The 23,699-nt window shown below is 68.1% G+C and carries 19 protein-coding genes; 11 read left to right on the forward strand and 8 right to left on the reverse strand.

Annotation, left to right across the window (positions count from 1 at the left end):
• Position 1 precedes the first annotated feature (1 nt).
• Positions 2-577 carry an NADPH-dependent FMN reductase gene (locus EV643_RS35215; RefSeq protein ID WP_133804536.1) on the reverse strand — a complete coding sequence of 192 codons (576 nt, stop codon included), beginning with the start codon at positions 575-577 and terminating at the stop codon, positions 2-4.
• A gap of 109 nt (positions 578-686) precedes the next feature.
• Here EV643_RS35215 and EV643_RS35220 point away from each other — a divergent pair, with 109 nt between their 5' ends.
• Positions 687-3,737 carry an AfsR/SARP family transcriptional regulator gene (locus EV643_RS35220; RefSeq protein ID WP_133804537.1) on the forward strand — a complete coding sequence of 1,017 codons (3,051 nt, stop codon included), beginning with the start codon at positions 687-689 and terminating at the stop codon, positions 3,735-3,737.
• A gap of 7 nt (positions 3,738-3,744) precedes the next feature.
• On the opposite strand, the gene EV643_RS35225 is transcribed toward EV643_RS35220, so the two are convergent.
• Entirely contained in the window at positions 3,745-4,176 is a 432-nt protein-coding gene (locus tag EV643_RS35225; protein ID WP_133804538.1) for a MarR family winged helix-turn-helix transcriptional regulator, read from the reverse strand.
• A gap of 108 nt (positions 4,177-4,284) precedes the next feature.
• Between EV643_RS35225 and EV643_RS35230 the strand changes: the two genes are divergently transcribed.
• Positions 4,285-5,835 (forward strand): LLM class flavin-dependent oxidoreductase, encoded by a 1,551-nt coding sequence (locus EV643_RS35230; RefSeq protein WP_133804539.1) that lies wholly within the window; start codon positions 4,285-4,287, stop codon positions 5,833-5,835.
• 8 nt (positions 5,836-5,843) lie between these two features.
• On the opposite strand, the gene EV643_RS35235 is transcribed toward EV643_RS35230, so the two are convergent.
• Positions 5,844-6,470: a DUF6308 family protein gene (locus EV643_RS35235; protein WP_133804540.1), complete on the reverse strand. Its 627-nt coding sequence runs from the start codon at positions 6,468-6,470 to the stop codon at positions 5,844-5,846.
• A gap of 237 nt (positions 6,471-6,707) precedes the next feature.
• Between EV643_RS35235 and EV643_RS35240 the strand changes: the two genes are divergently transcribed.
• The 5 genes from EV643_RS35240 to EV643_RS35260 are packed head-to-tail and all read left to right on the forward strand — an operon-like array spanning position 6,708 to position 11,313.
• Positions 6,708-7,991 (forward strand): DUF6531 domain-containing protein, encoded by a 1,284-nt coding sequence (locus EV643_RS35240; protein ID WP_133804541.1) that lies wholly within the window; start codon positions 6,708-6,710, stop codon positions 7,989-7,991.
• Positions 7,906-10,287 carry an RHS repeat domain-containing protein gene (locus tag EV643_RS46770; protein WP_166665692.1) on the forward strand — a complete coding sequence of 794 codons (2,382 nt, stop codon included), beginning with the start codon at positions 7,906-7,908 and terminating at the stop codon, positions 10,285-10,287. Before EV643_RS35240 ends, EV643_RS46770 begins: the two co-directional genes overlap by 86 nt.
• Positions 10,188-10,478 carry an RHS repeat-associated core domain-containing protein gene (locus tag EV643_RS47055; RefSeq protein ID WP_370452418.1) on the forward strand — a complete coding sequence of 97 codons (291 nt, stop codon included), beginning with the start codon at positions 10,188-10,190 and terminating at the stop codon, positions 10,476-10,478. Before EV643_RS46770 ends, EV643_RS47055 begins: the two co-directional genes overlap by 100 nt.
• A gap of 44 nt (positions 10,479-10,522) precedes the next feature.
• Positions 10,523-10,957: a DUF8616 domain-containing protein gene (locus EV643_RS35255; RefSeq protein WP_133804543.1), complete on the forward strand. Its 435-nt coding sequence runs from the start codon at positions 10,523-10,525 to the stop codon at positions 10,955-10,957.
• On the forward strand, positions 10,930-11,313 hold the full coding sequence (locus tag EV643_RS35260; RefSeq protein ID WP_133804544.1) for a hypothetical protein: 384 nt from the start codon (positions 10,930-10,932) through the stop codon (positions 11,311-11,313). The genes EV643_RS35255 and EV643_RS35260 overlap by 28 nt, the downstream gene beginning before the upstream one ends.
• A gap of 228 nt (positions 11,314-11,541) precedes the next feature.
• On the opposite strand, the gene EV643_RS47060 is transcribed toward EV643_RS35260, so the two are convergent.
• The 5 genes from EV643_RS47060 to EV643_RS35280 all read right to left on the reverse strand — a co-directional run bounded on the left by EV643_RS47060 (position 11,542) and on the right by EV643_RS35280 (position 19,366).
• Positions 11,542-11,688: a hypothetical protein gene (locus EV643_RS47060; RefSeq protein WP_202869903.1), complete on the reverse strand. Its 147-nt coding sequence runs from the start codon at positions 11,686-11,688 to the stop codon at positions 11,542-11,544.
• Positions 11,670-11,846 (reverse strand): DUF4291 family protein, encoded by a 177-nt coding sequence (locus EV643_RS47065; protein ID WP_370452419.1) that lies wholly within the window; start codon positions 11,844-11,846, stop codon positions 11,670-11,672. The genes EV643_RS47060 and EV643_RS47065 overlap by 19 nt, the downstream gene beginning before the upstream one ends.
• A 31-nt stretch (positions 11,847-11,877) precedes the next feature.
• On the reverse strand, positions 11,878-12,513 hold the full coding sequence (locus EV643_RS35270; RefSeq protein WP_133804545.1) for a LysE/ArgO family amino acid transporter: 636 nt from the start codon (positions 12,511-12,513) through the stop codon (positions 11,878-11,880).
• A gap of 177 nt (positions 12,514-12,690) precedes the next feature.
• Positions 12,691-16,281: a UvrD-helicase domain-containing protein gene (locus EV643_RS35275; protein ID WP_133804546.1), complete on the reverse strand. Its 3,591-nt coding sequence runs from the start codon at positions 16,279-16,281 to the stop codon at positions 12,691-12,693.
• Positions 16,274-19,366 (reverse strand): PD-(D/E)XK nuclease family protein, encoded by a 3,093-nt coding sequence (locus EV643_RS35280; RefSeq protein WP_133804547.1) that lies wholly within the window; start codon positions 19,364-19,366, stop codon positions 16,274-16,276. Before EV643_RS35280 ends, EV643_RS35275 begins: the two co-directional genes overlap by 8 nt.
• Positions 19,367-19,525: 159 nt before the next feature.
• On the opposite strand from EV643_RS35280, the gene EV643_RS35285 reads away from it, so the two are divergent.
• From EV643_RS35285 to EV643_RS35300, 4 genes are all read left to right on the forward strand, one after another.
• Positions 19,526-19,723 carry a hypothetical protein gene (locus EV643_RS35285; protein ID WP_133804548.1) on the forward strand — a complete coding sequence of 66 codons (198 nt, stop codon included), beginning with the start codon at positions 19,526-19,528 and terminating at the stop codon, positions 19,721-19,723.
• Positions 19,724-19,730: 7 nt separating this feature from the next.
• On the forward strand, positions 19,731-20,144 hold the full coding sequence (locus EV643_RS35290) for a VOC family protein (RefSeq protein WP_133804549.1): 414 nt from the start codon (positions 19,731-19,733) through the stop codon (positions 20,142-20,144).
• Between the two features lie 112 nt (positions 20,145-20,256).
• Positions 20,257-23,007, forward strand: coding sequence for an FtsK/SpoIIIE domain-containing protein (locus EV643_RS35295; protein WP_238166024.1), 2,751 nt, complete (start codon positions 20,257-20,259; stop codon positions 23,005-23,007).
• The gene (locus tag EV643_RS35300; protein WP_133804550.1) at positions 23,004-23,699 is read left to right on the forward strand and encodes a hypothetical protein; all 696 of its coding nucleotides are present in this window, start codon (positions 23,004-23,006) and stop codon (positions 23,697-23,699) included. The genes EV643_RS35295 and EV643_RS35300 overlap by 4 nt, the downstream gene beginning before the upstream one ends.

A 23,699-nucleotide genomic window follows, 5' to 3' on the forward strand; every position in this document is an offset into this window, starting at 1 on the left:
CTTACGGTTGGTATGGATGTTTGGTGCGCGCTTCCCGGAGCGCTTCCGCCCACCAGGCCAGCTGGTCGAGCGTCGTCTTCGCCGAGGCGTCGTAACCGGCGCCCGGCCGCGGCCAGCTGCCGTCGGCGGCGAACTGTTGCCAGTAGCACGGCAGCGTGACCGTGTGGTGGATGGTGACCGCGTGCAGTTCGGTGAAAATCTGCCGCAGCTGGGCCGCCGCGTACAGACCTCCGCTCTCCCGGCCGTAGCTGACGATCGCGACCGGCTTGGCGTGCCACTCCTCGTAGTACCAGTCCAGCGCGGTCTTCAGCGGTGCGGGGAAGCTGTTGTTGTACTCCGGTGTCACCACCGCGAACGCGTCCGCGGCAGCCAGGCGGGGAGCCAGTACTGCGACCTCGGCCGGCGTCGGCTCGTCACCGTCGGTCAGCGTCGGTGGGAGGTTCGCGGTGGCCAGGTCGATCAGGTCCAGGTCGAAGTCGCCCCGCTTGGCCGCCCGGCCGGCGAACCAGTCGGCGACTGTCGGGCCGAACCGGCCGCTCCGGGTGCTCCCGACGATCACCGCGAGTCGTAGTTTCATCTTCACCTCCTTGCTGGTCTGTGCTGATGACTCTGCCGGGAACCGTTTACGGTTTCTTTCCGGTCCTGTCCGGCGGCCCAGAATGGGCGCGGAAAGATAGGGTGCGGCCATGCGCTTCGGGGTGCTCGGACCGGTCACGGCCTGGACGGACGGCGGGGAGCCGGTCACGATTCCTGGGCTGAAGGTGCGCGCACTGCTCGCGGACCTGCTCCTGCACGAGGGCCGCCCCGTCCCGGCCGACCGGTTGATCGACGACCTCTGGGGCGACGACCTGCCCGGCAACCCGGGCGGCACGCTGTCCGCCAAGGTGTCACAGCTCCGGCGCGCCTTCGAGGACGCCGAGCCCGGCAGCCGCACCCTGGTCGTCTCCGGCCCAGCCGGGTACTCCGTGAAGGTCGACAGCGACTCGTACGACGCTCTGCAGTTCCAGTCGTTCCTGGAGCAGGGCCGGCTCGAGGATGCGTTGGCGCTCTGGCGCGGCCCGGCGTACGCGGACTTCGCGGACGAGGCGTTCGTCGAGACCACGGTCGCCCGGCTGACCGAACAACGGCTCACCGCGCAGGAGCAGTACTACGAATCGCGTGGCGACAACATCGGTGAGCTCGCGGATCTCGTGGCCCGGCATCCGCTGCGCGAGCGACTCCGCGCGGCGTACATCAAGGCCCTGTATCGCGCGGGCCGACAGAGCGAGGCACTGGACAGCTACGAGCAGTTGCGCGTGTTGCTGTCCGAGGAGCTCGGCCTGGACCCGAGTCCGGAGTTGGTTGCTCTGCAGCAGGCGATCCTCACGCAGGAACTGCCACAGCGACGCAGCAACCTCCCTGCGCAGCTCACGGACCTCGTCGGCCGGGCCGATGCAGTTGCGGAGATCCAGGCGCGGCTGCCGGAGAACCGGCTGCTCACACTGACCGGTCCCGGTGGAGTCGGTAAGACACGGCTCGCGCTGGCGGTCGCGGAGGACCTGGCGGGCTCGTTCGCCGATGGTGTGACGCTGGTGGAGCTCGCTGCTGTGTCGCCCGACGCGCTGGACGTGACCAGCTCGCTGACGGACGCATTACAGGTCGCGTTGGATCTGCGAGAGGCCGGCCCTGGGGAGGCCGCGGTGGATCGGCTTGCTGCGGTGATGGGCGATCGGCTGTTGGTGCTGGACAACTGCGAGCACGTGATCGACGAGGCGGCTGCTTTGACGGACCGGCTACTGGGCGCTGCGCCTGGGCTGCGGGTGCTTGCGACGAGCCGCGAGCCGCTGGGTTTGGCTGGCGAGGCCGTTTGGACTGTGCCGACACTGGTTGTGCCTGGTGTGAGTGACTCGCTGGAGGCGTTGCAGTCGGCCAGTGCGGTCGAGCTGTTCGTTGCCCGGGCTGCTGCGGCGGACAGGGCGTTCAAGCTGGACGAGTCGACCGCTCCGGCCGTGTCAGTGCTCTGCCGTCGGCTGGACGGTATCCCCCTCGCACTGGAGCTCGCCGCGACTCGGGTGCGCGCGCTCGGCGTGACAGGGCTGGTCGCGCGGCTCGACGACCGATTCCGTCTGCTCGCCACGGGACATCGGGGTGCTGCGCCTCGCCAACAGACGTTGATGGCCATGATCGACTGGTCCTGGGATCTCCTCAGTTCTGTCGAGCAGACCGTGCTCCGACGACTCGCAGTACACGCGGACGGCTGTACTGCGGACGCCGCCGAGCAGGTGTGTGCCGTGGACGACGATGTGCTGGACATCCTTGTGCGGTTGGTGGATCGGTCCCTCGTGGTCGCCGTACACGGGACGGACGGACCGCGGTACAGACTGCTGGAGTCCGTCGCGGCGTACTGCGTGGAGAAGCTGCACGAGGCGGGGGAGTACGAGGCGGTTCGCTCCCGGCATCGCCTGTACTACGTGGAGTTCGCCGAGCGCGCCCGGCCCGGTCTGTACGGCGCGGAACAGGCACTGTGGTTGCAGCGGCTGGACGATGAGACCGGCAACCTGCGGAGTGCACTGGACGGTTGCGTGGCCGCCGGTGAGGTCTCGTTGGCACAGCGGCTCGTGGACGCGCTCGCGTGGTACTGGTTCCTCCGGGGACGTGTCGGCGAGGCACGGCGGTCGCTGGAGGCCGTACCGGAGACGCCTGCACTTGCTGCGTGGCTTGCGGGATTCATGTACTTGCAGGGCGACAGTGACGCGGCTGCTGTGCGGGCTCGGTGTGTTGCGGAGGTCGACGCGCGGGCGCTGTGGTGGCTGGCATTCACCGGTGTTGACTCGGGTGACCTGGTGGTGTGCCTGGAGCTGCTGGAGCGTTGCCTTGCCTCCTTTGACGAGTCGGGAGATCGGTGGGGTCGTGCGGCGGTGCTCGCTGCTCGGGCGAAGCATGCCCATGTACATGCCGACCTTGTTGCGCTGCGGGGCGACGCGGAGGAGAGTGCCCGGCTGTTCCGGGAGCTGGGGGATCGCTGGGGGCTGTTGCAGGCGATCGGCTGGCTCGGTGCCCTTGCCGAGCTGACCAGTGACTTCGCCGAGGCCGCGCGGCTGCACACCGAGGGCCTGCAGATGGCAGAGGAACTCGGGCTGTGGCCGGACGTGGCCGGCGAGTACGGATGGCTCGGCTGGACCGCGATCCGCGAAGGCGACTACGCCAAGGCCACGACGTACGGCGAGCAGGCGTACCGGCTCGCGACCGAGCAGGGCCACCGCCCGACGCAGTCCCTGGGCGAGATCGTCCTGGGATTCGCGGCCCGCCGTTCCGGCGATCTGGACGTAGCCGAGAAGCGCCTCCGCACCCTGATCGACGCGGCCCGTCGCCAGGACGAACCGGTCCTCTATCTGTCCATGGTGCTGGTGGAACTCGGCTTCACCCTGGAGCTCCGCGGCGAACTCCTGGAGGCCCGCCAACTGCACGCCGAAGCGTTCCGGCTGTCCCGCGACTACGAGTCCCGCCGATCCATGTGCTGGGCACTGGAAGGGTTGGCCGCCACCCTCGCCGTCGACGAACCCGCCATCGCGGCCCGCCTGCTGGGCACCGCCGCCCGGTTCCGCACCGCCGACGGCTTCGAACCGTCTGATGGTGAGGCGACCGACGCCGACCGAGCCGCCGCGGCCGCCCGTGTCCGACTCGGCGCCGCCTACGACACGGAGTACGAGGCAGAGCTGACGATGGAAGAGGCCTACGCGTTGGTGCCCGGCGTTTGAATTGGGCTCAGCTGGCGAAGACGGCCGGGGAGTCGGCGACGATTCGCCGGAGGGTGCGGGTGAAGCGGTCGCGTTCGGCAGCCGGCAGTTGGTCGACCAGCTGATCCAGGCGCTCGGTCACCTCCGCGTGGAACCGGTTCAAGGCCGCCGTCCCCGCCTTGGTCAGGCACACCCGCACCGCGCGCCGGTCGGCTGGATCGGCCTCCCGTACGACGAGTCCGCGGTGCTCGGCGCGATCCACCAACCCGGTCAGGCTCGACTTCTCCAGCCCCAGTGTGGCCGACAACTCCGCCATCCCGACGCACCGGTCGGCGATCGAACACAGCATCTGCGCCTGCGCCACGGTGAGATCACACCCGCGCCCGACCTCGGCGTACAGGTTCTGCACCATGAACGTCAGCCGCACCAGTCCGCTCGCGGCGCCCAGTCCCTCGTCCATCGGCTCCACCTCCTCCCGGCTTGTGAAAGTTCGTGCCACGAAGTAATTTGTTCGCGAGACAAATAGTACGTGACGCGAACGAACCGTCGCAATCCTTGAGGGTGGAGCATGGACTACGGGCACGAGCTGGTCTTCGGCACGTTTCTGACGCCGGCGGTCGAGCAGGCCGAGCGGGTGATCGCGTTGGCGCAGCTGACCGAGCAGGTCGGCCTCGACCTCGTCACGCTGCAGGACCACCCGTACCAGCCGCGGCTGATGGACGCGTGGACCCTGCTGTCGGTCATCGCCGCGCACACCCAGACCGTGAAGGTGTCGACCAATGTCGCGAACCTCCCGCTGCGGCACCCCGTAGTACTGGCCCGGAGCGTTGCGGGGCTCGACCTGCTCACTGGTGGCCGCGTCGAGCTCGGTCTGGGTGCGGGCGGCTTCCGCGAGGCAATCGCCGCCAACAGCGGTCCGCAGCTGACCGCCGGGCAGAGCATCACCGCCCTGGAGGAGGGCATCGCCGTCATCCGCGAGATCTGGAAGCCGGAGGGCGGAGGGATCCGGTTCAACGGCAAGCACTACCAGTTGAGTGGCGCCAAGCGGGGGCCGGCTCCGGCGCACGACGTGGAGATCTGGCTGGGCGCGTACAAGCCGCGCATGCTCGCCCTGACCGGTCGGTTGGGGGACGGTTGGCTGCCGAGCAGTGGGTACACGGGACCGGACCAGCTCACTGCGATGAACAAGCTGATCGACGAGGCTGCTGTCTCGGTGGGACGTGACCCGGCGGCTGTGCGGCGGCTCTACAACGTCGGTGGGCGCTTCGATGGGCGCGGCGGCTTCCTGCAGGGTCCGGAGTCGCTCTGGATCGAGCAGTTGACGGAGCTGACTCTCACTGAGGGCATGAGCACGTACATCCTGGCGTCGGACGATCCGGATGACATCCGCCGCTTCGCCGATGTCGCGGCTGGTGTGCGTGAGGGGGTCGCCGCTGAGCGTGCGGGTTCCCGGTCGGTGGAGTCGAGCGGCTCGGCCGGGGCGGACTCGGTGTCGGAGCGGGTCGGGGCGGGGGATCGCGGTGGCTTCACGGTCGTGCCGACGCCCGCGCCCGCCGTACGGCGTAGTGCGGTGCGACCGTGGGACGAATCGGACCGACCCACTGGTCCTGCGTTGGATCCTGAGCGGACGTACGCGCCGCATGAGCTCGCGTCGGGGCAGCACCTGGTCGAAGTACACGATCACTTGCGTGCGGAGCTGGAGCAGATCCGAGACCTGGTCGAGCAGGTCGCCGCCGGATCAATCGGAGTCGGCCAGGCGCGCTCCCACATCAACACGATGACCATGCGGCAGAACAACTGGACCCTGGGCGTGTATTGCGAGTCCTACTGCCGACTGGTCACCACACACCACTCGATCGAGGACGCCTCACTCTTTCCACGCCTACGTCGCGCGGACCCGCGACTGACCCCCGTCGTCGACCGGCTCGAGCAGGAGCACCACGTCATTCACGACGTCCTGGAAGGCGTCGACAAGGCTCTGGTCGCCCTCGTCGACGGCTCCGGCACCATCGACAACCTCCGCGACGCTGTCGACCTCCTGGACGACACCCTGCTGTCGCACCTGTCCTACGAGGAACGCGAACTGGTGGAGCCGTTGGCCCGCCTCGGCGTCGTCTGAAGCTTTGGCTACTTCGCCTCGCCTAGGAGGGACGCGAGGATGTCGAGGAGGCGGAGGGTGGGGGCTTCGGCGAGGACGCGGGCGGCCGAGGTGGACGGCTCGGCGATCAGGCGGGTCTGCAGCATCCGGAAGTCGCGCGTGTTGGCCGGGTTGACCAGGTCGCGGTGCACGGCGGCCAGGAACTCCGCGCCGGCCGACGCGTCGCTGTAGGTCATCCGGATGAAGCTGTCGCTGACGGGGAAGAGGAACGGCCGCTTGAGGTGCAGCAGCTTCGCCTTCTTGGCGTGCCCGAAGCCGCGGTGACCGGAGAACTTGTCGTCCAGCGCCATCGCCGCCTCGAACAACTCCGACCCTGGCGCCGCGTCCTCGAGCCGCGCGTCGACCGGGATCGCGGCGAACTCCTTCTCGGCGTCCACCTCGAGTAGCCAGGGGATGTCATTCGCGCGCAGGTCGGATCCGATCACCATCGTCCGCGCCAGATCCTCCAACGTGACCTGATCTGGATCGGAACCGCCGACGTTCGTCATCCCCGGAAGGCCGTCGTAGTACTTCAGCACAGCGCCGTTCGACTCGCAGTACAGCCGTAGCTGCGCGATTGCCTCGTCCACGACGATCTTCCGACTACCGATGTTCATGAGCCACACCCTCACACTGTTCGTGGCGAACCCGCCAGCCGGACTGGGCGATCCGACCGGGAATCCGATCAACATCCGGATGCCGTGCATCGTAGGGGACGCCCGGCCCGCACCGCCCATCCGGCACAGGGTGACATGCCCACTTGTCCACAGCCTGTAACCAACGCGCCGGAAGAGACCCGATCGCCAATAAACTCTCTGTGACAACCACCCCACAGAGCGGAGGCGACGAGCCTGATGACTTCCTCCTTCCGCCGGGCCTTGTGTGCCATCCTCGCTCTGCTCCTTCTCATCCCTTGGACAACGCCGCCGAGCGCGACGGCCGAGGACGGCACCTGCATCCATGTCGACGTGCGTGTGTCTGCGGGCGGTGAGCTGCTCAGCAAGGGCGCGGAGATCGCCGGCGACGGCGGCTTCGGCCACGCCGGGACCGGGCAGACCTTCACGTTCCAGGCGCAGCTGTTCCCGACCGCGCCGCAGGACCAATGCAACCTCTGGTTTGCCGACGCGCGGAGCTGGAGCGTGACCTCCTGGCCGTGCGAGAACTACCCGAAGCCCCAGCCGGCTCGCTCCCAGTCGTTGGTCTGGTCGGTGACAGTGCCACTCGATTGCCAGGTCTTTTCCTCACCCGGCCTACTCGCCGCCTCAACGACGAACGGTCGCGCTTCGGCCGGCGGAAACGTCCTGATCTACGCGGGTGCTCCCGGCTTCGTCCTTCCGTATCAGCAAGCGCGGGGCCTCTTCGGGCCGTTCGCCATGCAGTCGGACCCGGTCAACTCCTTGACCGGCGCCCTGGCCACGGTCTCGACAGACGCGGCCGCACCCGGTCTCGGCGTACCACTGACCGCGACTCGCACGTACAACTCGAACGACACGGACCCCGGTCCACTCGGGCCCGGCTGGCGTCCGTCGTACTCGGACCGCCTTGTGCTCGAGAGCGGCGGCGCGCGGTACCTCGCGTCGGATGGCCGGCAGATCGCGTTCAGCCGGAAGGGCTCTGGTTTCGCCATCGAACCCGGAGCCGCGCGGTTCACCTTGGCCCGATCTGGCGACGGCTATGTGCTGACCGACTTCGATCAGTTGCGGATGCGCTTCTCCGCGGCCGGCGAGCTGCAGTCGATCCGCGATCGCGACAACCAGGGTGTCGTGGTCACCCACTCCGGTGGGCGGGTCGCGTCGGTGGCCAACGGGCGGCGATCGCTGACCTACGTATACAACGAGGTCGGCCTCATCTCCACGATCACGCTGACCGGTCCCGGTGTCGAACCGCGAGTCATCCGCTACGACTACGCCGGCGGTCGTCTGACCGGTGTGACGTCACCTGGCGGTGTGAAGACCCGGTACGAGTACGACGGGGCCGGGCGGCTGCGGAGCGAGTGCCACGGAGACGCAGCCCGGGCAGCCGTGACCACCGAGTATGACCAGGACGGCCCGGGTGACGGCTCAAACCGACGGCAAGGGTGCGGGGAGCACGTGGACCTGGGAATCGGCCGGCATCCGCGGCAAGTCGACGATGACTGATCCGACCGGCGGCAAGTGGATCAACGAGTACGAACGCAACTGGCTCGTCCGGCAGACCGACCCCACCGGCGTCAAGGTGACGTTCCACTACGACTCGTCCGGCAACCTGATCCGTGTCTTCGACGCCCTCGGTCACGGCGCACGCCATACCTATGACGCTCTCGGCCGGGTCACCAGCTCGGCCGACGCCGGCGGCAACGTCACCCGACGCTCCTACAGCGCGACGAACGACCTGGTCGCCGTCGTAGACCCACTCGGCCGTCGTACCAGCTTCACCTACGACGCACGCGGCAACCTCCTCAGTACGACGTACGCCGGGCGCGCGTCGTCCGCTATGTATGACGCTCGCGGGCTGGTCACCGCGGCCCGAGACGTCCTCGGCCGGACCACCCGGTTCTGGTACTCGTCCGACGGTGACCTGGTCAGCACCGCCGACCCAGCCGGACGCATCTCGAGGTATGAGGTGGACGGCTGGGGTCGATCGGTCAAAGTCACCGGACCGCGCGGTCAAACCTCGACCGTGAAGTACTCCGACGACGATCAGCCACTGGAACAACGCGGCCCCCTCGACGTCACCACCAGCCAGACGTACGACGGCCAAGGCCGCGTCGCCACCAGCACGGACGCCCGTGGGGGAGTGACCCGCTTCCGCTACGACGATGCCGGCCAAATAGTCGGCGTCACGGCTCCTTCGTTGCCCGAGGCCACGGCCGAGTTCGACGCCTCCGGCCGGGTGGTGAAGCAGCTCGACGCCAGCGGCCGCACCCAGACCTTCAGCTACGACGCCGCCGGCCGGACGACCGCGACCACGTTCGGCGGCCGTACCTGGCGGTTCGCCCACGACAAGGCCGGCCGACTCGTCCGTACCACGCTCCCGTCGGGCAAGTCCGCATCGTTCACGCTCGACGCGCGCGGCGCGATGACCCGGATCGACTACTCGGACAAGACCCCGTCCGCCTCGTTCACCTGGGATGCGGCAGGCCGCCGTACTTCAATGACCGACGTCACGGGAACCACCCGCTTCGCCTACGACACCTCCGACCGCCTGACCTCGGCAACCCGGCCCGGCTCGTCCGTCACCTACCAATGGGATCCCGTCGGCAACCTCCTGGCGCGAGCCGCCGCAGGCCGGACCGAGTCCTACACCTGGGACGCCGTCAACCGCCTGACCTCCGCCAAGTCAGACGGCAAGCCCCTGGCCACGTACACCTACAACCAGTCCCGCGGCTCCATCACCGTCACCCGCCCGGGCGGCCTCACCGAGACCCACCTCCTCGACCTCCGCGGCCGCGAAACGGACCTATGGCTCACCCGATCCGGCAAGCCTGTCCGCACCATCACCTCGTCGTACGACGCCGCCGACAACCTGATCCACACCACCGACTCAACCACCGGCAAGACCGCCTACACCTACGACGCCCTCGACCAACTGACGGCGACCTGCTACGACGCCGACGAGTGCGCCGACGACGCCAAGGACTACATCCGCTACGCCTACGACCCGGTCGGCAACCGCACCTGGGAACAACGCCCCACCGGCAGCACCTGGTCCCTCTACGGCCCCGCCAACGAACTCCAGGCCTCCATCACCGCCCCCGCCCGCTACCCCCGCGTCCCGCCAACCACCCGCGCCTACACCTACGACCCCGACGGCAACCTCACCTCGGACGGCATCACCACATACACCTGGTCCGCCGCCGGCAAACCCACCACCTCCACCACCGGCCCCACCCAAACCACCTACACCCACTCCGCCGACGGCCGCCGCACCACCTCAACCACCGGCGCTGGCAGGACGCACTACCTCTGGGACCCGCTTTCACCGCAGATCCTCTCGACCACCAACGGCCCCACCCCCGGCGCCAACTCCACGACCGGCACCCCTACGACCCGCTACCTCTACGGAGCCGGCCTCTTAGCCCAAACCACCGCCCGCACCACCACCGACCTGACCACCACCCCCACCGGCTCCATCCTCACCACCGGCACCACCCAAAGCACCTACGAACCCTTCGGCATTCCCCGCCCACCAACGCAAACCTCCCCCCAACCCACACCAACTCCCACCACCCCGGTCCCCACGACCCCCAGCACCCCGGGCCCCACGACCCCCAGCCCCACAACGCCCGTCCCCGGATCCCCACCCCAACCCCCGCCTTCGCAGGCGGCCTCCACCTCCCCAACGGCAACTACCTCCTGGGCCAACGCGAATACAACCCCTCCGCCGGCACCTTCCTCTCCCCAGACCAAGGCCCCGGTACCCACCCCTACACCTACGCCTCAAACAACCCCCTAACCCGAACCGACCTAACCGGCCTCACCGACATCAACGGCACCCTGACCAACGTCTCCAACATCTCCGGCTGGGTCTCCGCAGGCACCCTGCTCGCCTCAGTCGGCTGCACCCTCTACCGCCCCTGCGCCCCCTGGTCCCCGTCCTCCTGCAAGTCTCCTCAGCCACCGGCGTCGTCTCCGGCGGAGCCCTAGCCGCCGAAGCCTGCGTCCTCAAAGGCAACTGCTCCGACCTAGCGGTGAACATCACCATCGCGGCAGCATCGAGCCGGTTGCCGGCGGCTGCGTCGCCTCGCCGTCTGCCGACGATGTCGGGGGTGGCGATTTTTGGGGGTCGGGACAAGGCGATACAGAACATGAGCAAGTACTCGGAGAGGTATCCCCTTGATGGCTATTACGATGTCATAGGACACGGCTCTCCGAACGACATTGCAGGGCAGTCCGCTCAGGAAATAGCGAAAAAGATAGGACCGGTGACCGAAGGCCAGAACATCCGACTGCTGTCGTGCAGCACAGGATGCCCGAGCGGCAGCTTCGCGCAGGAGCTTGCCGACGAACTTGGTGTGACCGTTATGGCGCCAACCACAGAAATTGGCGCGTCTGGAACCGGGAAGTCGTTTGTGTTCTACGACGGAGGTGAATGGAGATGGTTCCAGCCGAAGAAGGTACGCTGAGGCTCATCGGCTACTGGCGTGGGCCTACGTCCCCGCAGTGGCCTGACCCGGCGAACTTCGTTGATCCTGACTGGGATCTGCACGAGCGAGAGACGGTCGTACAGTATCTCCAAGGAGGCTTTATCTTCCGGGCATTCGGCGGGTTGTCCCCTTGTCGATTCTGTGGTAAGGCAAATGGTGCTCTCGAATTGACCGATGGCACCTGGTATTGGCCGGATGGGCTCGCCCATTACCTGACCGATCATCATCTTCGCCTCCCACGGGTCTTCGTAGAGCACGTCTATGAAGAGTTGGATCGCCTGGGAGACTTCCGTCAGGACACTGAGTGGTGGGGCAAGCAAGGCGGCCTGGATTGAGAACGCGCTACCAAATATGTCAAGACGTTGGAATTTGATCAAAGTGGGACGCGCCCATGGTTCTGGCGATTGATTCTGTGAGCAGGTAAGGATGTTCAATAGGGAGCGCTCGCTGGGCTTCACCCGGATCGGTGACGGGAACTGATGGATGTGGTGCATCTCTGTGGGACGCCTTCGATTCTGGTGATCCAGTGGTTACGTAAAGCGGGAAGGCTTTGCCGGAGAGGCTCATCTTGTGGGTTGGGGGCGGAGGTGGAGGGCTTGCTCGGGAACCCATTGGATGCGAACGGGGGATTGTTGTTGTAGGGCGGTGCGCCAGGCGGCTTCGAAGGGGTGGTGTTTGGGGTCGTAGTGGCTCAGGCAGCTGTGGGACAGGTGCCAATTCGAGGCCGGTGCGGGTTAGGTGGATGCGGAGTAGTCGGGTTTGGTCGGGACTTGCTAGCCCAGCCGGAGCGGTGAGCCATCCAGTGGAAGGATGGCTTGATCCAGGTCATGTGGGTGGTGCTGGAGGGCGGGACGAAGCGCGGGCACAGGCCGAAGTGGTCAGCTTGTGCCCGCGTTGGGTTAGAGGGTGGAACGGAGGACTTGGAGGGCTAGGACGGTGATGAGGGTGCTGGAGGTGAGGGCGGTTATGAGGCGGGCTCTGGGGGTGGTGAGGAGGCGGCCCAGTACGGCGCCGCCGGTGGCTAGGAGGAGTTGCCAAGAGGCGGAGGCGAGGTAGGCGGCGAGTATAAAGAGGGATTGCTGGAGGTAGCTGGGGGTGGTGGCGGTGGCTTGGGCGCCTAGGACCACGGCGGTGAAGTAGATGATCGTGGTGGGGTTCAGAAGGGTCATGCCGAGCAGGTTGAGGTAGGCGCGGGTCGGGTTGGGTGGGGTTTGGGCTGCGTTGTTGGTGGATTGGAGTCGGCGGTACTGGGTGATCGCTCTGGTGGCGCCGCGGGCGGCCATGGCGAGGAGGACCAACACCGAGAACCACTTGAGTGGGGTAGTGATGGGAGTTAGGGCCGGGGCGATTGCGGAGCCGGCGACGGTGGCGATCAGGGCGTAGAGGCCGTCGGCGGTTGCTACGCCTAGAGCGGCTGAGGCGCCGACTTTGAGAGTGGTTCGGGCGGTGAGGGCTACCAGGTAGGTGCCGATGGCACCGACTGGGATAGCGATTCCGTAGCCGGCCAGCAGGCCTGCTACCAGAGCCGCGATCACGAGGGGGAGTGGATAGGCCTCCGCGCCGGGCCGGTCTGCTGCTGCGCCGCCACCGGGAAGGTGGAGGTCAACAGGAGAAGGGCTTTCGTCGTGGTCATGACGAGATGGTGCCGTCGCCAGGCGGGCGGTGTCCAGTCAATTTGGTAGGGGGTTCGGGGGTGCGGGGGTGCCTGGTGGTTAGAGGGGGTGGGTGATGGCGGTGGTGGGGTTTAGGAAGAGGAGGATGGCTCGGTTGGGGGTGGGGAGGAGAGCCGTGTAGGCCTGGAGTTGGGGGGCGTAGTGGGCTATGCGGGAATCGAGAGCGGCGGTGGGGACGGCATCCGTCTTGTAGTCGACGATGGTGAGGGTGCCGTCGTCTTCGCGGTAGATGAGGTCTACGAAGCCTTCGAGGATGGTGCCGTCAGGTTGCTGGCCGCCCAGGTACGACTCGCGCCAGTGGTCTCGGGTGGCGGCGCGTTGGATGATTTCGGAGTTGAGGGCTGAGCGGACCAGGGCGGTGACGACGTCGGCGTACTCGACGACGCCCTCGGCCAGGCATTGGGTGGCGACGGCGGCGTCGAGACCGTTGCCGGTGGCAAGGTCGATGACCTGGAGGACACCGTGGACGGCGCGGCCGATGGCGGTGCCGTAGCGGCCCTTGGACCAGGGTGGGAGTTCGATGTCGCGGGCGGCCTTCGCGGATCCGGGGTCGGCGCCGTCGAGAGCTACGTCGGGGCCGGTGCCTTCGAGGCCGGAGGCGCTCTGGGCGGATCGGCGGCGGCTGGATTGGCGGGCTGCGCCGACGCGTGATTCCCACTCGGCTCGGTTGAGGGGTGGAGTGACCTCGGTGGAGGGCTGCCGACCGGGGGTAGGTGGGGTCGCACCACGCTGCTCGGCCGGGTCTGAGCCGGTTGCGACGGCTGTGGCGGTGGGTGCTGCGGTCGCACCAGGCTGCTCGACGAGGACCGAGTCGGGCGCGTCTGCTGTTGGTGTCGGTGGGTGGAGGTGTACGCCGGGGACGTCCACGGCGTCAGCGGAGGAGAAGAGTTCGGCGTTGCTGGAGTGGCGGCGGGTGGCTGAGCGGTGGAGGGAGACGACGAGGTGGTCGCGGGCTCGGGTCGCGGCGACGTAGAGGAGGCGGCGGCGTTCGTAGTCGTCCATCTGTTCGTCGACTGGTTGGACCAGGTCGAAGTCTTCGGTCTGGACTGACGCCTTGAGTTTGACCGCGTAGCCGCCGGCTGGGGGCCAGAGAACCTGTACGCCGCGTTGGCGGTTCGGGGACGCGGTCATGCCGGAGAGGATGACGATGGGGAACTCCAGGCCCTTCGCGGCGTGGATCGTCATGACGCGGACGGCGTCGGCGTCGGTCTCGGGCAGGACTGCTTCGGCGACGCGGGAAGTTTCCTCGCCTTGGTGGGCGGCCCAGGCGAGGTACGACCGCAGGCCGCCGTGTTCGACCTCCGACCAAGCCCGCGCCTGGTCCACGACGAAGCGGACGCGTCGCCAGGCGTCACGAGCGCGTGGACCGGTTGCGGCGACCTCGAGCATCCGGCGGTCGGCGACGATCTTCGCGAGGACTTCGGATGGGGTCAGCCAGCGGGTGGCGTAGTACGTGCGGCGGAGCCATTCGATGGCCTCGCCGACCGGGTGGGTGAGCAACGAGTCGGCGACCGGTGCGGTGAGGTTGAAGGTGCCGCCGGATCGCTTCCAGGTGAAGAGGTCGTCGTCGCCGCAGCCGAAGAGTGGGGAGCGGAGCGCGGTGACGAGGGCGAGTTGGTCGCTCGGGTCACCGAGTGCGCGGGCGCAGGCGAGCAGGTCGCGGACTTCGGCGGTCTGGTAGACGAGGGAGCTGGCCTCGGCGCGGTACGGGATGTCGGCGCGATCGAGGGCGTCTTCGAGGAAGGGCAGCGACGTCCGAGCGGGAACCAGTACTGCGATGTCGCCGGCACCGGCTGGTCGCCAGATTTCGAGTTTGTCGTCGTACACCTGCCAGCCGTCGCGCAAAGCCTGCTCCACCACGGCGGCGACGTCGGCGGCCTCGCGTTCGCGGAGGACGGAGGCTTGTGCGCGGGGGAGGTCGTCGTGGGGTTCGGCGCCGAGAATGGTGATGGCCGGGCCGGAGGTGGAGTCCGGTGCGGAGATCGAGGGGATGGCGGGCGGTGCGGAGGTGACGACGGTCAGCTCGGGGCGGATGGGGGTGACGGTCGCGAGTGAGGGTTCCGGCGCGGGCTCGTCGCCGTTGGAATCGAAGAGGGACAGCTGGTCGCCGGTTGTGGGGGATCCGGGCAGGTGGATCTCGGACTCCAGGTCGGTGGGCGATGCCCCGACGCCGTCGCCCGCGGCGGTGATCGGTACGGCTGGGCTGACGGTGGGGGCAGGTGACGCCTCGTCCGGGGGTAAACGGTGTGGGGCGAGTGGGTGGTACGTCGGCTGGGCGTCTTCCTGGGCGGTGATCAGGGTGCCGAAGACCGTGTTGATCCAGTCGAGGATCGGGGAGACCGTGCGGAAGTTCGTGGTCAGGTTGACCGTTTCGCCGAGCAATGACTGGGCGGTCAGGTAGGTGGCGATGTTCGCGCGCCGGAAGCGGTAGATCGACTGCTTCGGGTCGCCGACCACGAAGATCGACCCGTCCGGGACCTCCACCTCTCGCCAGTCCTCGGCGTCGGCCGCGGCGCCGCCGGCGATCCGGACCGCGAGCTCGATCTGGATCGGGTCGGTGTCCTGGAACTCGTCCAGCAGCAGGCGCTGGTACCGCTCCTGCAACGCCGATCGCACCGTCGCATCCCGCCGCAACAGATCGCGCGCCAGCACCAGCAGATCGTGGAACTCCAGCCGCCCCTCGGCGCGCCGTAGCTCGGCCGACTCCAGCACCCGGACGGCGATCCAGTGCGACAGGTGCCGTAGGCAAGCATCGAGCAGTAGATCCACCAGCGAACCAGCAACCTCGACGATCTCGGTGCAGTCGCCGCGGACCTTGTTGATGTCCGGCCAGTTCTCCTTGCGCCCGATCCGGCCGACCTTCAGGCCGCGCAGGTTCTGCAGGATCGCCAGCTGCGTCTCGGCGTCGGTGGCCGCGGCCAGCATCGCCCCGAGATCCTTGATCTGCTGCACCTTCGGCAGCAACCGATCGTCGGCGTCGAGACACGAAGCCGCCGTCGCACCGACAGCAGCCGCCGCGGCGACCAGCCCGTTGAGATCAGGCATCTCCACCAGCTCGGGCGGCTCCACCAGCACCCGCTCGCCGATCAGGTCCCAATCATTGCCGAACAGCCTCGCGAGCGACCGCAGATGCTTCAGCTCCACGCCGACCGCCATGGCCAGCAGCAACGGTTCCGCGATCGAGTCGTCGTCCAGCAGTTGCTGCTGAAGCTCCGCCCAGCGTTCCTCGAACGCGACCGACGATCCGACCTCGTCCAGTACGTCGATCAGCGGTGGCAGCCCGGCCTCGATCGGATGCGCGAGGAGAAGTTGTTGCGCGAACGAGTGCAGCGTCCCGATCGAGGCCGAGTCCAGATCGTCGAGCGCCTCGTCCGCCGACCGCCCGGCCGACCCCTTCCGCGCCCTCTCGAATTCGACCCGCAACCGATCCCGCAGCTCCGCTCCCGCCTTCTCGGTGAACGTCACGGCCGCGACGGTCCGCAGGGGCACGCCGTCCCGCAGTACCAGGGTGGTCACCCGATCGACCAGCGCGCGCGTCTTGCCCGAACCCGCACCCGCCTCGACGAACAGGGTCGCCGACGTGTCCGACCGGATCAGCTCCCGCGCCTCGGAATCCAGCAGCTCAGTCATCCAGCGCCACCTCCTCGAACGTCGGCAGCGCACCCGGATCGATCAGCCGCACCAACCGCTCCAACGTCGGGTCGAACCGCTTCCGGTCCCACCGCGCGCGCACCTCGCTGTGCCCGATCCCATCCGGATTGCAGTACGGACACTGAACCCACGAGAAGTCCGGAACCTCGGGCGCCTTCGCCGGAAAGTACCCGGCCGCGATCGACGACACGATCACGTCCAACGCCTGCACATACCGCTCCGCGACCTCCGACGTCAGCGGCACCGGGATCCGCCGCCCACCCTTACGGACAAACCAGTACGCCGCTTCGACGGGCGTCGACTCGTCGCCCAGGCGGGCCCGCGCCGCATACGCATAGACCGGCAGCTGCAACTTCGTCCCCGCCGCCACCGGATCCGACTCGATCGCCTCATACCGCGAGAAGCCACCAGTTTTCACATCGGTGACGTAGATCGTCCCGTCCTGACCCAGGTCGACCTTGTCCGCGGATCCGCGCAGCAACACCCGCCCCGACGGTACCGGGATCTCCACCGGCGGCTCCCCGTCGAACCCGAACCGCAGCTCGCTCGCCACCACCGACGCGTCGTGCCTCGCCCGCCACTTGTCGTCGTCCTCCAACAGGACCAACAGGTCGCCGAGGATCCGCAACCGCTCGCGCTGCCACAACCTCGGATGCCCGGTCAGCCCTTCGGCCTCGAACCGTTCGGCCAGCTCCGCACCGGTTGCCAGCAGCAACGATCGCTGCTCGGCCGTCCACGCCTCGCCGAACCCTGGCAAGGACCCGGCCAAGCGGGACACGAAGGCATCCAGGCTGTGGTGGATCAGGTTCCCGATCTGCAGCGGCGAGATCACCAGCAGGTCCTCCGGCGCCTCCAACGGTTCGACCTGCAGCAACCGCTCGACGAAGTACGCGTGCGGGCAGGTCGCGTAGGACTCGAGCGACGTCGGCGAGGCGATCCGATCCTCGACCGCGTAGTCCGGCAGTCCGTCGACGCCGGACAGATTCCCGTCAAACCGGGTGAACTCGTCCAACGCCCGCGCCCGCAGCAACACTCGCGCCCGATCGACGACGACATCGCTCAACGACAACCCCGCAGCCGCCGCCCGTACCTGCCAGTCCTGCTCGGTCGCCGGCATGGTTGCCGTCGTCAACGATCCGGCGTACGACGCCGACGTCAGCAACCGGTCGCCATAAGAGACCTGATCCCACACCGTCGCGGCCAGCTGATGGTCGCCGCTCAGCTCGCGCAAGGTGCCGAGCAACCATCGCGTCGGCAACCGCCGGCTCGACCGCCTCAGATCCCCGCGCGGGAACGACGCGACCACCCGCGATCCCGCCGAGAACGCGACCAGCAGGTGCCGTTGCTTCTCGTCCAGCCGATCTCGAGCCGACGCCAGCTCAGGCGCCGCGGCCTCGCGGACCCGATGGGGGAGCAGCGCATCCTCGTGCACGCGCCCCGGATAGAGGTCCTCGGCCAATCCGACCACGTAGACCACATCCGCGGACAGCCCGATACTGGCGGACAACGGAGCCACGAGCACGCCGGCCCCGAACGTCCCGACCCGAGGTAGGGACTGCTGAAGCTCCAGATCCAGCACGTCCCGCAGTACGGTCAGGCTGGCCGGTGTCCCGAGCTCATCCAACGTCGACAGACCGCGCAGTGAGGCCTCGACCGCAACCGCCGCGTACTGCTCCTCGACGGGCAGCGACGAATAGTCCCCCAGCAGATCGCGGAACAACTGCAGAACGATCTCGGCAAGCTCCGACCACGACGACAACGCAGCCGCCGCATCAAGCCGTCGGCGCAACTCGACCGCAAACCCATGAAGGCGCCCGGCATGAGACGCGTTGTACTGCGCGCGCCGGATCACGGCCGGCCGTGGATCCTCGGCAAGCTCCTCCTGCGACGCAGTCCGGCGCTCCGATTCCACATACCGCGCGAGCCGTTGGTCCCAGTCATCACCCCGTACTACGCCCGCGACGCGGGACAGACGCTCCCACTGCGGCACGGGGATCCGTTCACCGGTGAAGTCCCGAGTCGGCGCGTTCGCCAGGGCGCGGAACAGGTCGGCCCGAGGCAGATCGTGATCGACGAGCGCGAGCACCTCGAGCAACGTCCGGGCCAGCGCGCGTTCGTGGACGGGACGCGTCCCCGGCCCGTTGACCTCGATCCGCGCGGCCGACAAGTGCTCGTGCAACAACCGCGCATACGGCGTCGGCGACGAGTAGAGCACAGCGATCCGGTGCGCCGGGATGTGTTCCAGTGAGGCGACCACATCGCGCACGACGCACCGCACCTCGTCGTCCGCGTCCGACGCGTTCAGCACCTCGGTTGCGACCGGGTAGTTCTTCGAGATCGACGGTGGCAGGTCGATCCCGATCCGCTCGAGCGATCGGCGTACGGCGCGGTCGGCGCGGCGTACATCGGTGAGGCCCACGATCACGGTGAGGTCGGCGGCGGCGAGACCGAGGGACGCGACGAACGACGCCTCCGCCTGGCTCAACTCCTGCGGTAGATAGAGCACGAGGGACCCGAGTTCGGCGACCGCTTCGGGGGAGGACGATGCTCGCGCTGAAGCGGCCCGCAACAGGTCGGTCTCGTCATACCACTCGGCACTGAGATCGGTGCAAACGTGGCGATGCAGCCGGACCAGGTCAGGGCCGAGCGCCGACGCACCAGCAACCCGGTCGAGCGCGGGATCGCTGAGATCGCGGAGCTCCCGATGCGCTGCAGCAAGCGCTTGGATGGTCGACGGGTGATCCGCGACCTGCTCGAAAACGCCCGGCGCCTTCGACAACGCCGTACGCCAGGTCGCTGCGACGATCGGGCGGGTCGCGGGCCGGCGTGGAGCTAGTGGACCGGCGGCCAGTTGCTCGGCCAGCCGCGGCAAGGTCGCCAGATACAGCGCCGCGATCCCTGACAGAGCGAGGAAACGGCGCGCGACGACACCGGAAAGGTTGTTGGGCAGCAGCAGCGTGACGGGCTTCATCGGGTCGTCGGCCTTCAGCCGCGTGACGACGTCACGCAGCCGATCCAGCGCGGCCGCACCGTACGCCGTGGTCTCGATCCGGGTCCCGCTCACCGTGCCCCCGATCTGTTGGGCCTTTGTCAGGGAAGACGCTAAACCCTCCCACAGACAAAAAACCGAACAGTCCGCAGACCTGTGCAAAACCGGCTTGAAACGAGGGGAAGGCGCGCCCGTGTCGCTGCGAGCACGGCGATCGGCTCGGACAATGAAGTCATGACCAAGGAGACCTCGATCGCCCGCGTGCTGCTGGTGCTGGTCTTCGCCCCGGCCGGTGGGCTGTTCGGCAAGGCCGCCGCGGAGGTCGCGGCGGGCCGGCACTGGTGGCCGTGGCTGCTCGCCGCGCTGGTCTGGCTGGTCGTGTCCGGGCTGGTCTCGATGGCGGTGTCGAGCCGTTTCGACGAGCACAGATAATGCTCCGATGGCCGCCGCTGTGCATCATGTCGAGATCTGGGTCCCGGACCTCTCCCGAACGCTGACGAGCTGGGGCTGGGTCCTCGGCCGGCTCGGCTGGAAGGAGGCGGACAGCTGGCCCGGTGGCCAGATCTGGACCGCCCCGGACGGCAGTTACCTGGTCTTCGAGCAGAGCCCCGCGCTGTCCGCCACCGACCACGACCGGCTCAGGCCCGGGATGAACCATCTCGCCCTCAATGCGGCCAGCCGGGCCGAGGTCGACGCGATCGTTGCCGAGGCAGACTGCGCTGGCCGAGGTGGATGGCACGGCTGGACACTGATGTTCGCCGACCGGCACCCGTACGCCGGTGGCCCGCAGCACTACGCCGCGTTCCTGCACGACGAGGACGGCTACGAGCTCGAGATCGTCGCCCCGGACTGACCGGTCGGAAGGTGAGACTTCTGGTGCCTGAAGTGACACATGGGGCTGCTGGTGTGACATGGTTGACCCCAGGCATTAAGGGTCGCGGGGCGAAGGTGGAAGGACGGTGCTCGTGACGGAGCAGCCTGACGGGGGAAGTGTGCCCGGACCGGTTTCTCCGGAGGTGCTGGAAGCTCGGATCCGCGGTCTCCAGCACGCCCTCGGGCAGTTGCTCGAGAACGCCCGGTCGCTGACCAGGGGCGAACATCAACGAGCCGTGAAGTTGCATCGTGAGATGCAGGAGCAGACGGCCGCCGCCCGCCGCGAATCCCGCGGACTGGTCGAGGCCGCGACGGCGGAGGCCCTGGCCTCCGCCGAGCCCACGGCGCGTCTGCTGGCGGACAAGCTCGCGCCCGGTCTGGCCTCGATCCCGCCGAACGACGCACGTTGGCGCTCGAGGCAACTAGTCGGCGCCGGCGTCCCGTCGTACGTGCGGGTCGGCGAACTGGATGCCGGTACTCCGGTTGTGGCGCCGTTGTTGCGGACCAGCGGCTGGAAGGTGACGGCGGATCGCAGCGAATCGGCGCGGCAACTCCTGCAGAGTGTGGCGTTGCGGTTGGTCGCGGCGGCGGAGCCCTTCCGGTTGCGGATCGACGCGTTCGATCCACGGCTGACCGGGAAGATGGGGCTGCTCGGGCACCTGACCACGAAGTACCCCCAATTGGTGCCCAGGGCAACACACACGGCCGAGCAACTGCATGCGGTTCTGACCGGCCTGGTGGACGTCTCGTCGTTGCGGGCCAGCCGGCAGGCGCAATTGGGTCACAAAAGGTTCGAGGAGCTGATCCGGGAGACCGGGCGGGCCACCGATCCGTACCGGCTGATCGTGCTGTTCGACTACCCGGCCGGCATCGACACTCTTGCCCAACGGGACCTGGTCCGGCTCGCGGCGACCGGAGCCGATCGGGGGATCTGCTTCCTGATCCACCACGATCCGTCGATGGCTTCGGAGACCGACGTGGACGCCCGTCAGCTGCTCGACCTGCTCACACCTGTTGCTATTGCCAACGAAAAAGTCGAAGTCGCGCAGTTGCCGAACGTACCGGCCAAACTGGATCCGCCGTTCGACGCGAATGTTGCCACCGGCATCTGTGATGTGGTCGCGGAGCTGGCCGAGATCGCGGTGCTGCCCACGATCGAGTTCGGCCGGACCCTCCCGGACCGCTCCACCTGGTGGCAGCCGGTCGTCGACGAGCTCAGCACGGTGATCGGGTACGACGACCGCACGCCGGCTGTGATCCGGTTGCGCAGTGGCAACCCGGCGCTGCCGCACATCCTCGTCGGCGGTGCCGTCGGTCAAGGCAAGTCGAACCTGCTGCTGGTGATGATCCACGGACTCGCGGCCCGGTATTCCCCGGCGGACCTGGAGATGTACCTGCTCGACTTCAAGCACGGGGTCGAGTTCTCGGCGCTGGGTCCGAGTGCGGCGCGGGAGCACTGGCTGCCCCAGGTCCGGGTGCTCGGGGTGCACTCCGACCGCGCGTTCGGCCTCGCCATACTGCGGCACCTGTCGGACGAACTCGCGCGGCGCAGCGAGATCTTCAAGTCGCACGGCAACGTCGCCGACATCGCCGAACTCCCGATCGGCCCCGACCGGCCGCCCCGGATCCTCGCCGTACTGGACGAGTTCCAGGTGCTGCTGGAGGACGACGACGACCTTGCCGACGAGGCGGCCAAGTTGCTGGAGCGGCTGGTCCGACTCGGGCGCGCGTACGGCGTTCACGTGGTGCTCGCGACCCAGACGATCGAGGGTGTCAAGCGGTTGTCGACGCGGCGCGACTCGATCTTCGGGCAGGTGCCTTACCGGATCGCGTTGAAGACTACTCCGGCCGATGCGCAGGCGATCCTGCGGACCGGGAACACGGCCGCGGCCGAGTTGCAGTTCCGCGGCGAGGCGGTGCTGAACGCGAACTTCGGTTCGCCCGACGACAACCAGCACGTTCTGGTGAGCTTCGCGGAGAAGACCGTGCTGGACGATCTGCGCCGCGAGCTGTGGGAGAGATCCGGTACTACGCGGCCGCCGCGCGTGTTCCACCTGGCCGAACCGGCTCGCCTGACGGACACGGCGGCCGCGGTGAAACCGGAGCTCGGCCGGCCGTGGATGGGGCTGCCGATCGCGGTGACGGAGGAACCGGTCGCCGTTGAGGTCCGGCCCGAACCGGGGGCCGGAGTACTGGTGCTCGGTGATGGTCCGGCGGATGCCCTTGGAGTCCTCACCGGGCTCGCGGTGTCGGCCGCTGCGGCAGCCGTAGTACCGCCTCGGTTCGTGTTCATGGACGGAACCGACTCGTCGCCTGCGGTTGCCGAGGGCAAGGGGGCGCTGATCCAGGTGTTGCGGCAACTCGGTTGCGAAGTGGAGACGGTCGACAAGCACGAGGACTTCGCGCCGCGACTGTTCTCGCTGCGGGACTCGGTCCGGGACGGACACGTGGGTGGGGACACGTATCTGCTCGGGTTCGGGTTCCACGGAGTACCGAAGATGCAGGCGCATGCTGACGGGTTCTTCGAGTCGCCGGCGAACGCGCTGCAGGACATCGTGCGTGACGGGCCGGCGCAGGGGCTGGTCACGTTCGGCTGGTGGAACCGGTTGCACGTCTGCACCGAGCAGTTGGGGTACGGGCGGGCCAACGTGGCGACCCACTTGTTCCTGCGTCACCCGCAGGACGGTGTGCGTGCTGTCTGCGGACCGCTTGCGCGGTGGGCTTCCGAGCCGCACCGAGGGCTCCTGTGGGACGGGTTGCACCCGGAGGCGCAGGTCGTCGTACCGTTCGCGCCGCTGCATGCGGACGAGGTCGACAGGTGCCTGGAGTTGATGCGGCGATGAAGACCGAAGTGCAGGAGTGGGCGGAGTACACCAGGGCGCTGCGGCAGGTCGCGGGGGCCCGCGCGGACGCCCAGCAGGCACAGGACCGGATGACGGCGAACCGGTCCCAAGCGGAGGCGACCGCTGCTGCGGAAGCGGCTGCGATGGCCGAGCGCGGCCGCAAGCTGGAGGCCCGGCTCAACGGGCTTGCGGAGAAGGCGGCCGTGAGCCTGCAGCGGGCCGGGCTGCCGCCGGACGGAAAGCGGGCGAACGTCCCGTTGCCGCAGATCCGCGGGCTGACCGACATCGAGACCGCCGCGACCAAACTGACCAAGCAACTCGGTGACACCGTCGACCAGCTCGAGGAGGTCCGGGCAAGCACCCGGGCCGAGCAGGAGCGGCGGAAGCGCCGTACGATCAGCGCCGCCCTGATGCTGTTCTCGTTCGTCATCGTCTGGGTGGTCACCGGGTCGTTCCTGTCCGGCGTCGAAGCCGCGGCGATCGGTGCGGTGACGATGCTGGCCGCGTCACGCGTCCTGGGCCTGCCCCGGCTGCCCGGAGCGCGCTGGTGGGGCTGGGGTGGTGCGGTCGTGGTCGTCATCGCGATGGTGGCCGGACTGCCGTGGTGGCTGGCGGTCATCGTGCCGGTGGTGGTGTCCGGGACGGCGATCGTGCTGCCGAAGAAGCGCGACAACCAAGGAAGAGGCAGTTGA

This window comes from Kribbella caucasensis, assembly GCF_004361855.1.
GTDB classification, from domain to species: domain Bacteria; phylum Actinomycetota; class Actinomycetes; order Propionibacteriales; family Kribbellaceae; genus Kribbella; species Kribbella caucasensis.

Bases quoted from the DNA above. Each gene is read 5' to 3' on its own strand.
- EV643_RS35215 (WP_133804536.1), bottom strand. From the start codon at position 577: ATGAAACTACGACTCGCGGTGATCGTCGGGAGCACCCGGAGCGGCCGG.
- EV643_RS35220 (WP_133804537.1), top strand. From the start codon at position 687: ATGCGCTTCGGGGTGCTCGGACCGGTCACGGCCTGGACGGACGGCGGG.
- EV643_RS35290 (WP_133804549.1), top strand. From the start codon at position 19,731: ATGGCCGCCGCTGTGCATCATGTCGAGATCTGGGTCCCGGACCTCTCC.
- EV643_RS35285 (WP_133804548.1), top strand. From the start codon at position 19,526: ATGACCAAGGAGACCTCGATCGCCCGCGTGCTGCTGGTGCTGGTCTTC.
- EV643_RS35235 (WP_133804540.1), bottom strand. From the start codon at position 6,470: ATGAACATCGGTAGTCGGAAGATCGTCGTGGACGAGGCAATCGCGCAG.
- EV643_RS35230 (WP_133804539.1), top strand. From the start codon at position 4,285: ATGGACTACGGGCACGAGCTGGTCTTCGGCACGTTTCTGACGCCGGCG.
- EV643_RS35240 (WP_133804541.1), top strand. From the start codon at position 6,708: ATGACTTCCTCCTTCCGCCGGGCCTTGTGTGCCATCCTCGCTCTGCTC.
- EV643_RS35260 (WP_133804544.1), top strand. From the start codon at position 10,930: ATGGTTCCAGCCGAAGAAGGTACGCTGAGGCTCATCGGCTACTGGCGT.
- EV643_RS35300 (WP_133804550.1), top strand. From the start codon at position 23,004: ATGAAGACCGAAGTGCAGGAGTGGGCGGAGTACACCAGGGCGCTGCGG.
- EV643_RS35275 (WP_133804546.1), bottom strand. From the start codon at position 16,281: ATGACTGAGCTGCTGGATTCCGAGGCGCGGGAGCTGATCCGGTCGGAC.
- EV643_RS35225 (WP_133804538.1), bottom strand. From the start codon at position 4,176: ATGGACGAGGGACTGGGCGCCGCGAGCGGACTGGTGCGGCTGACGTTC.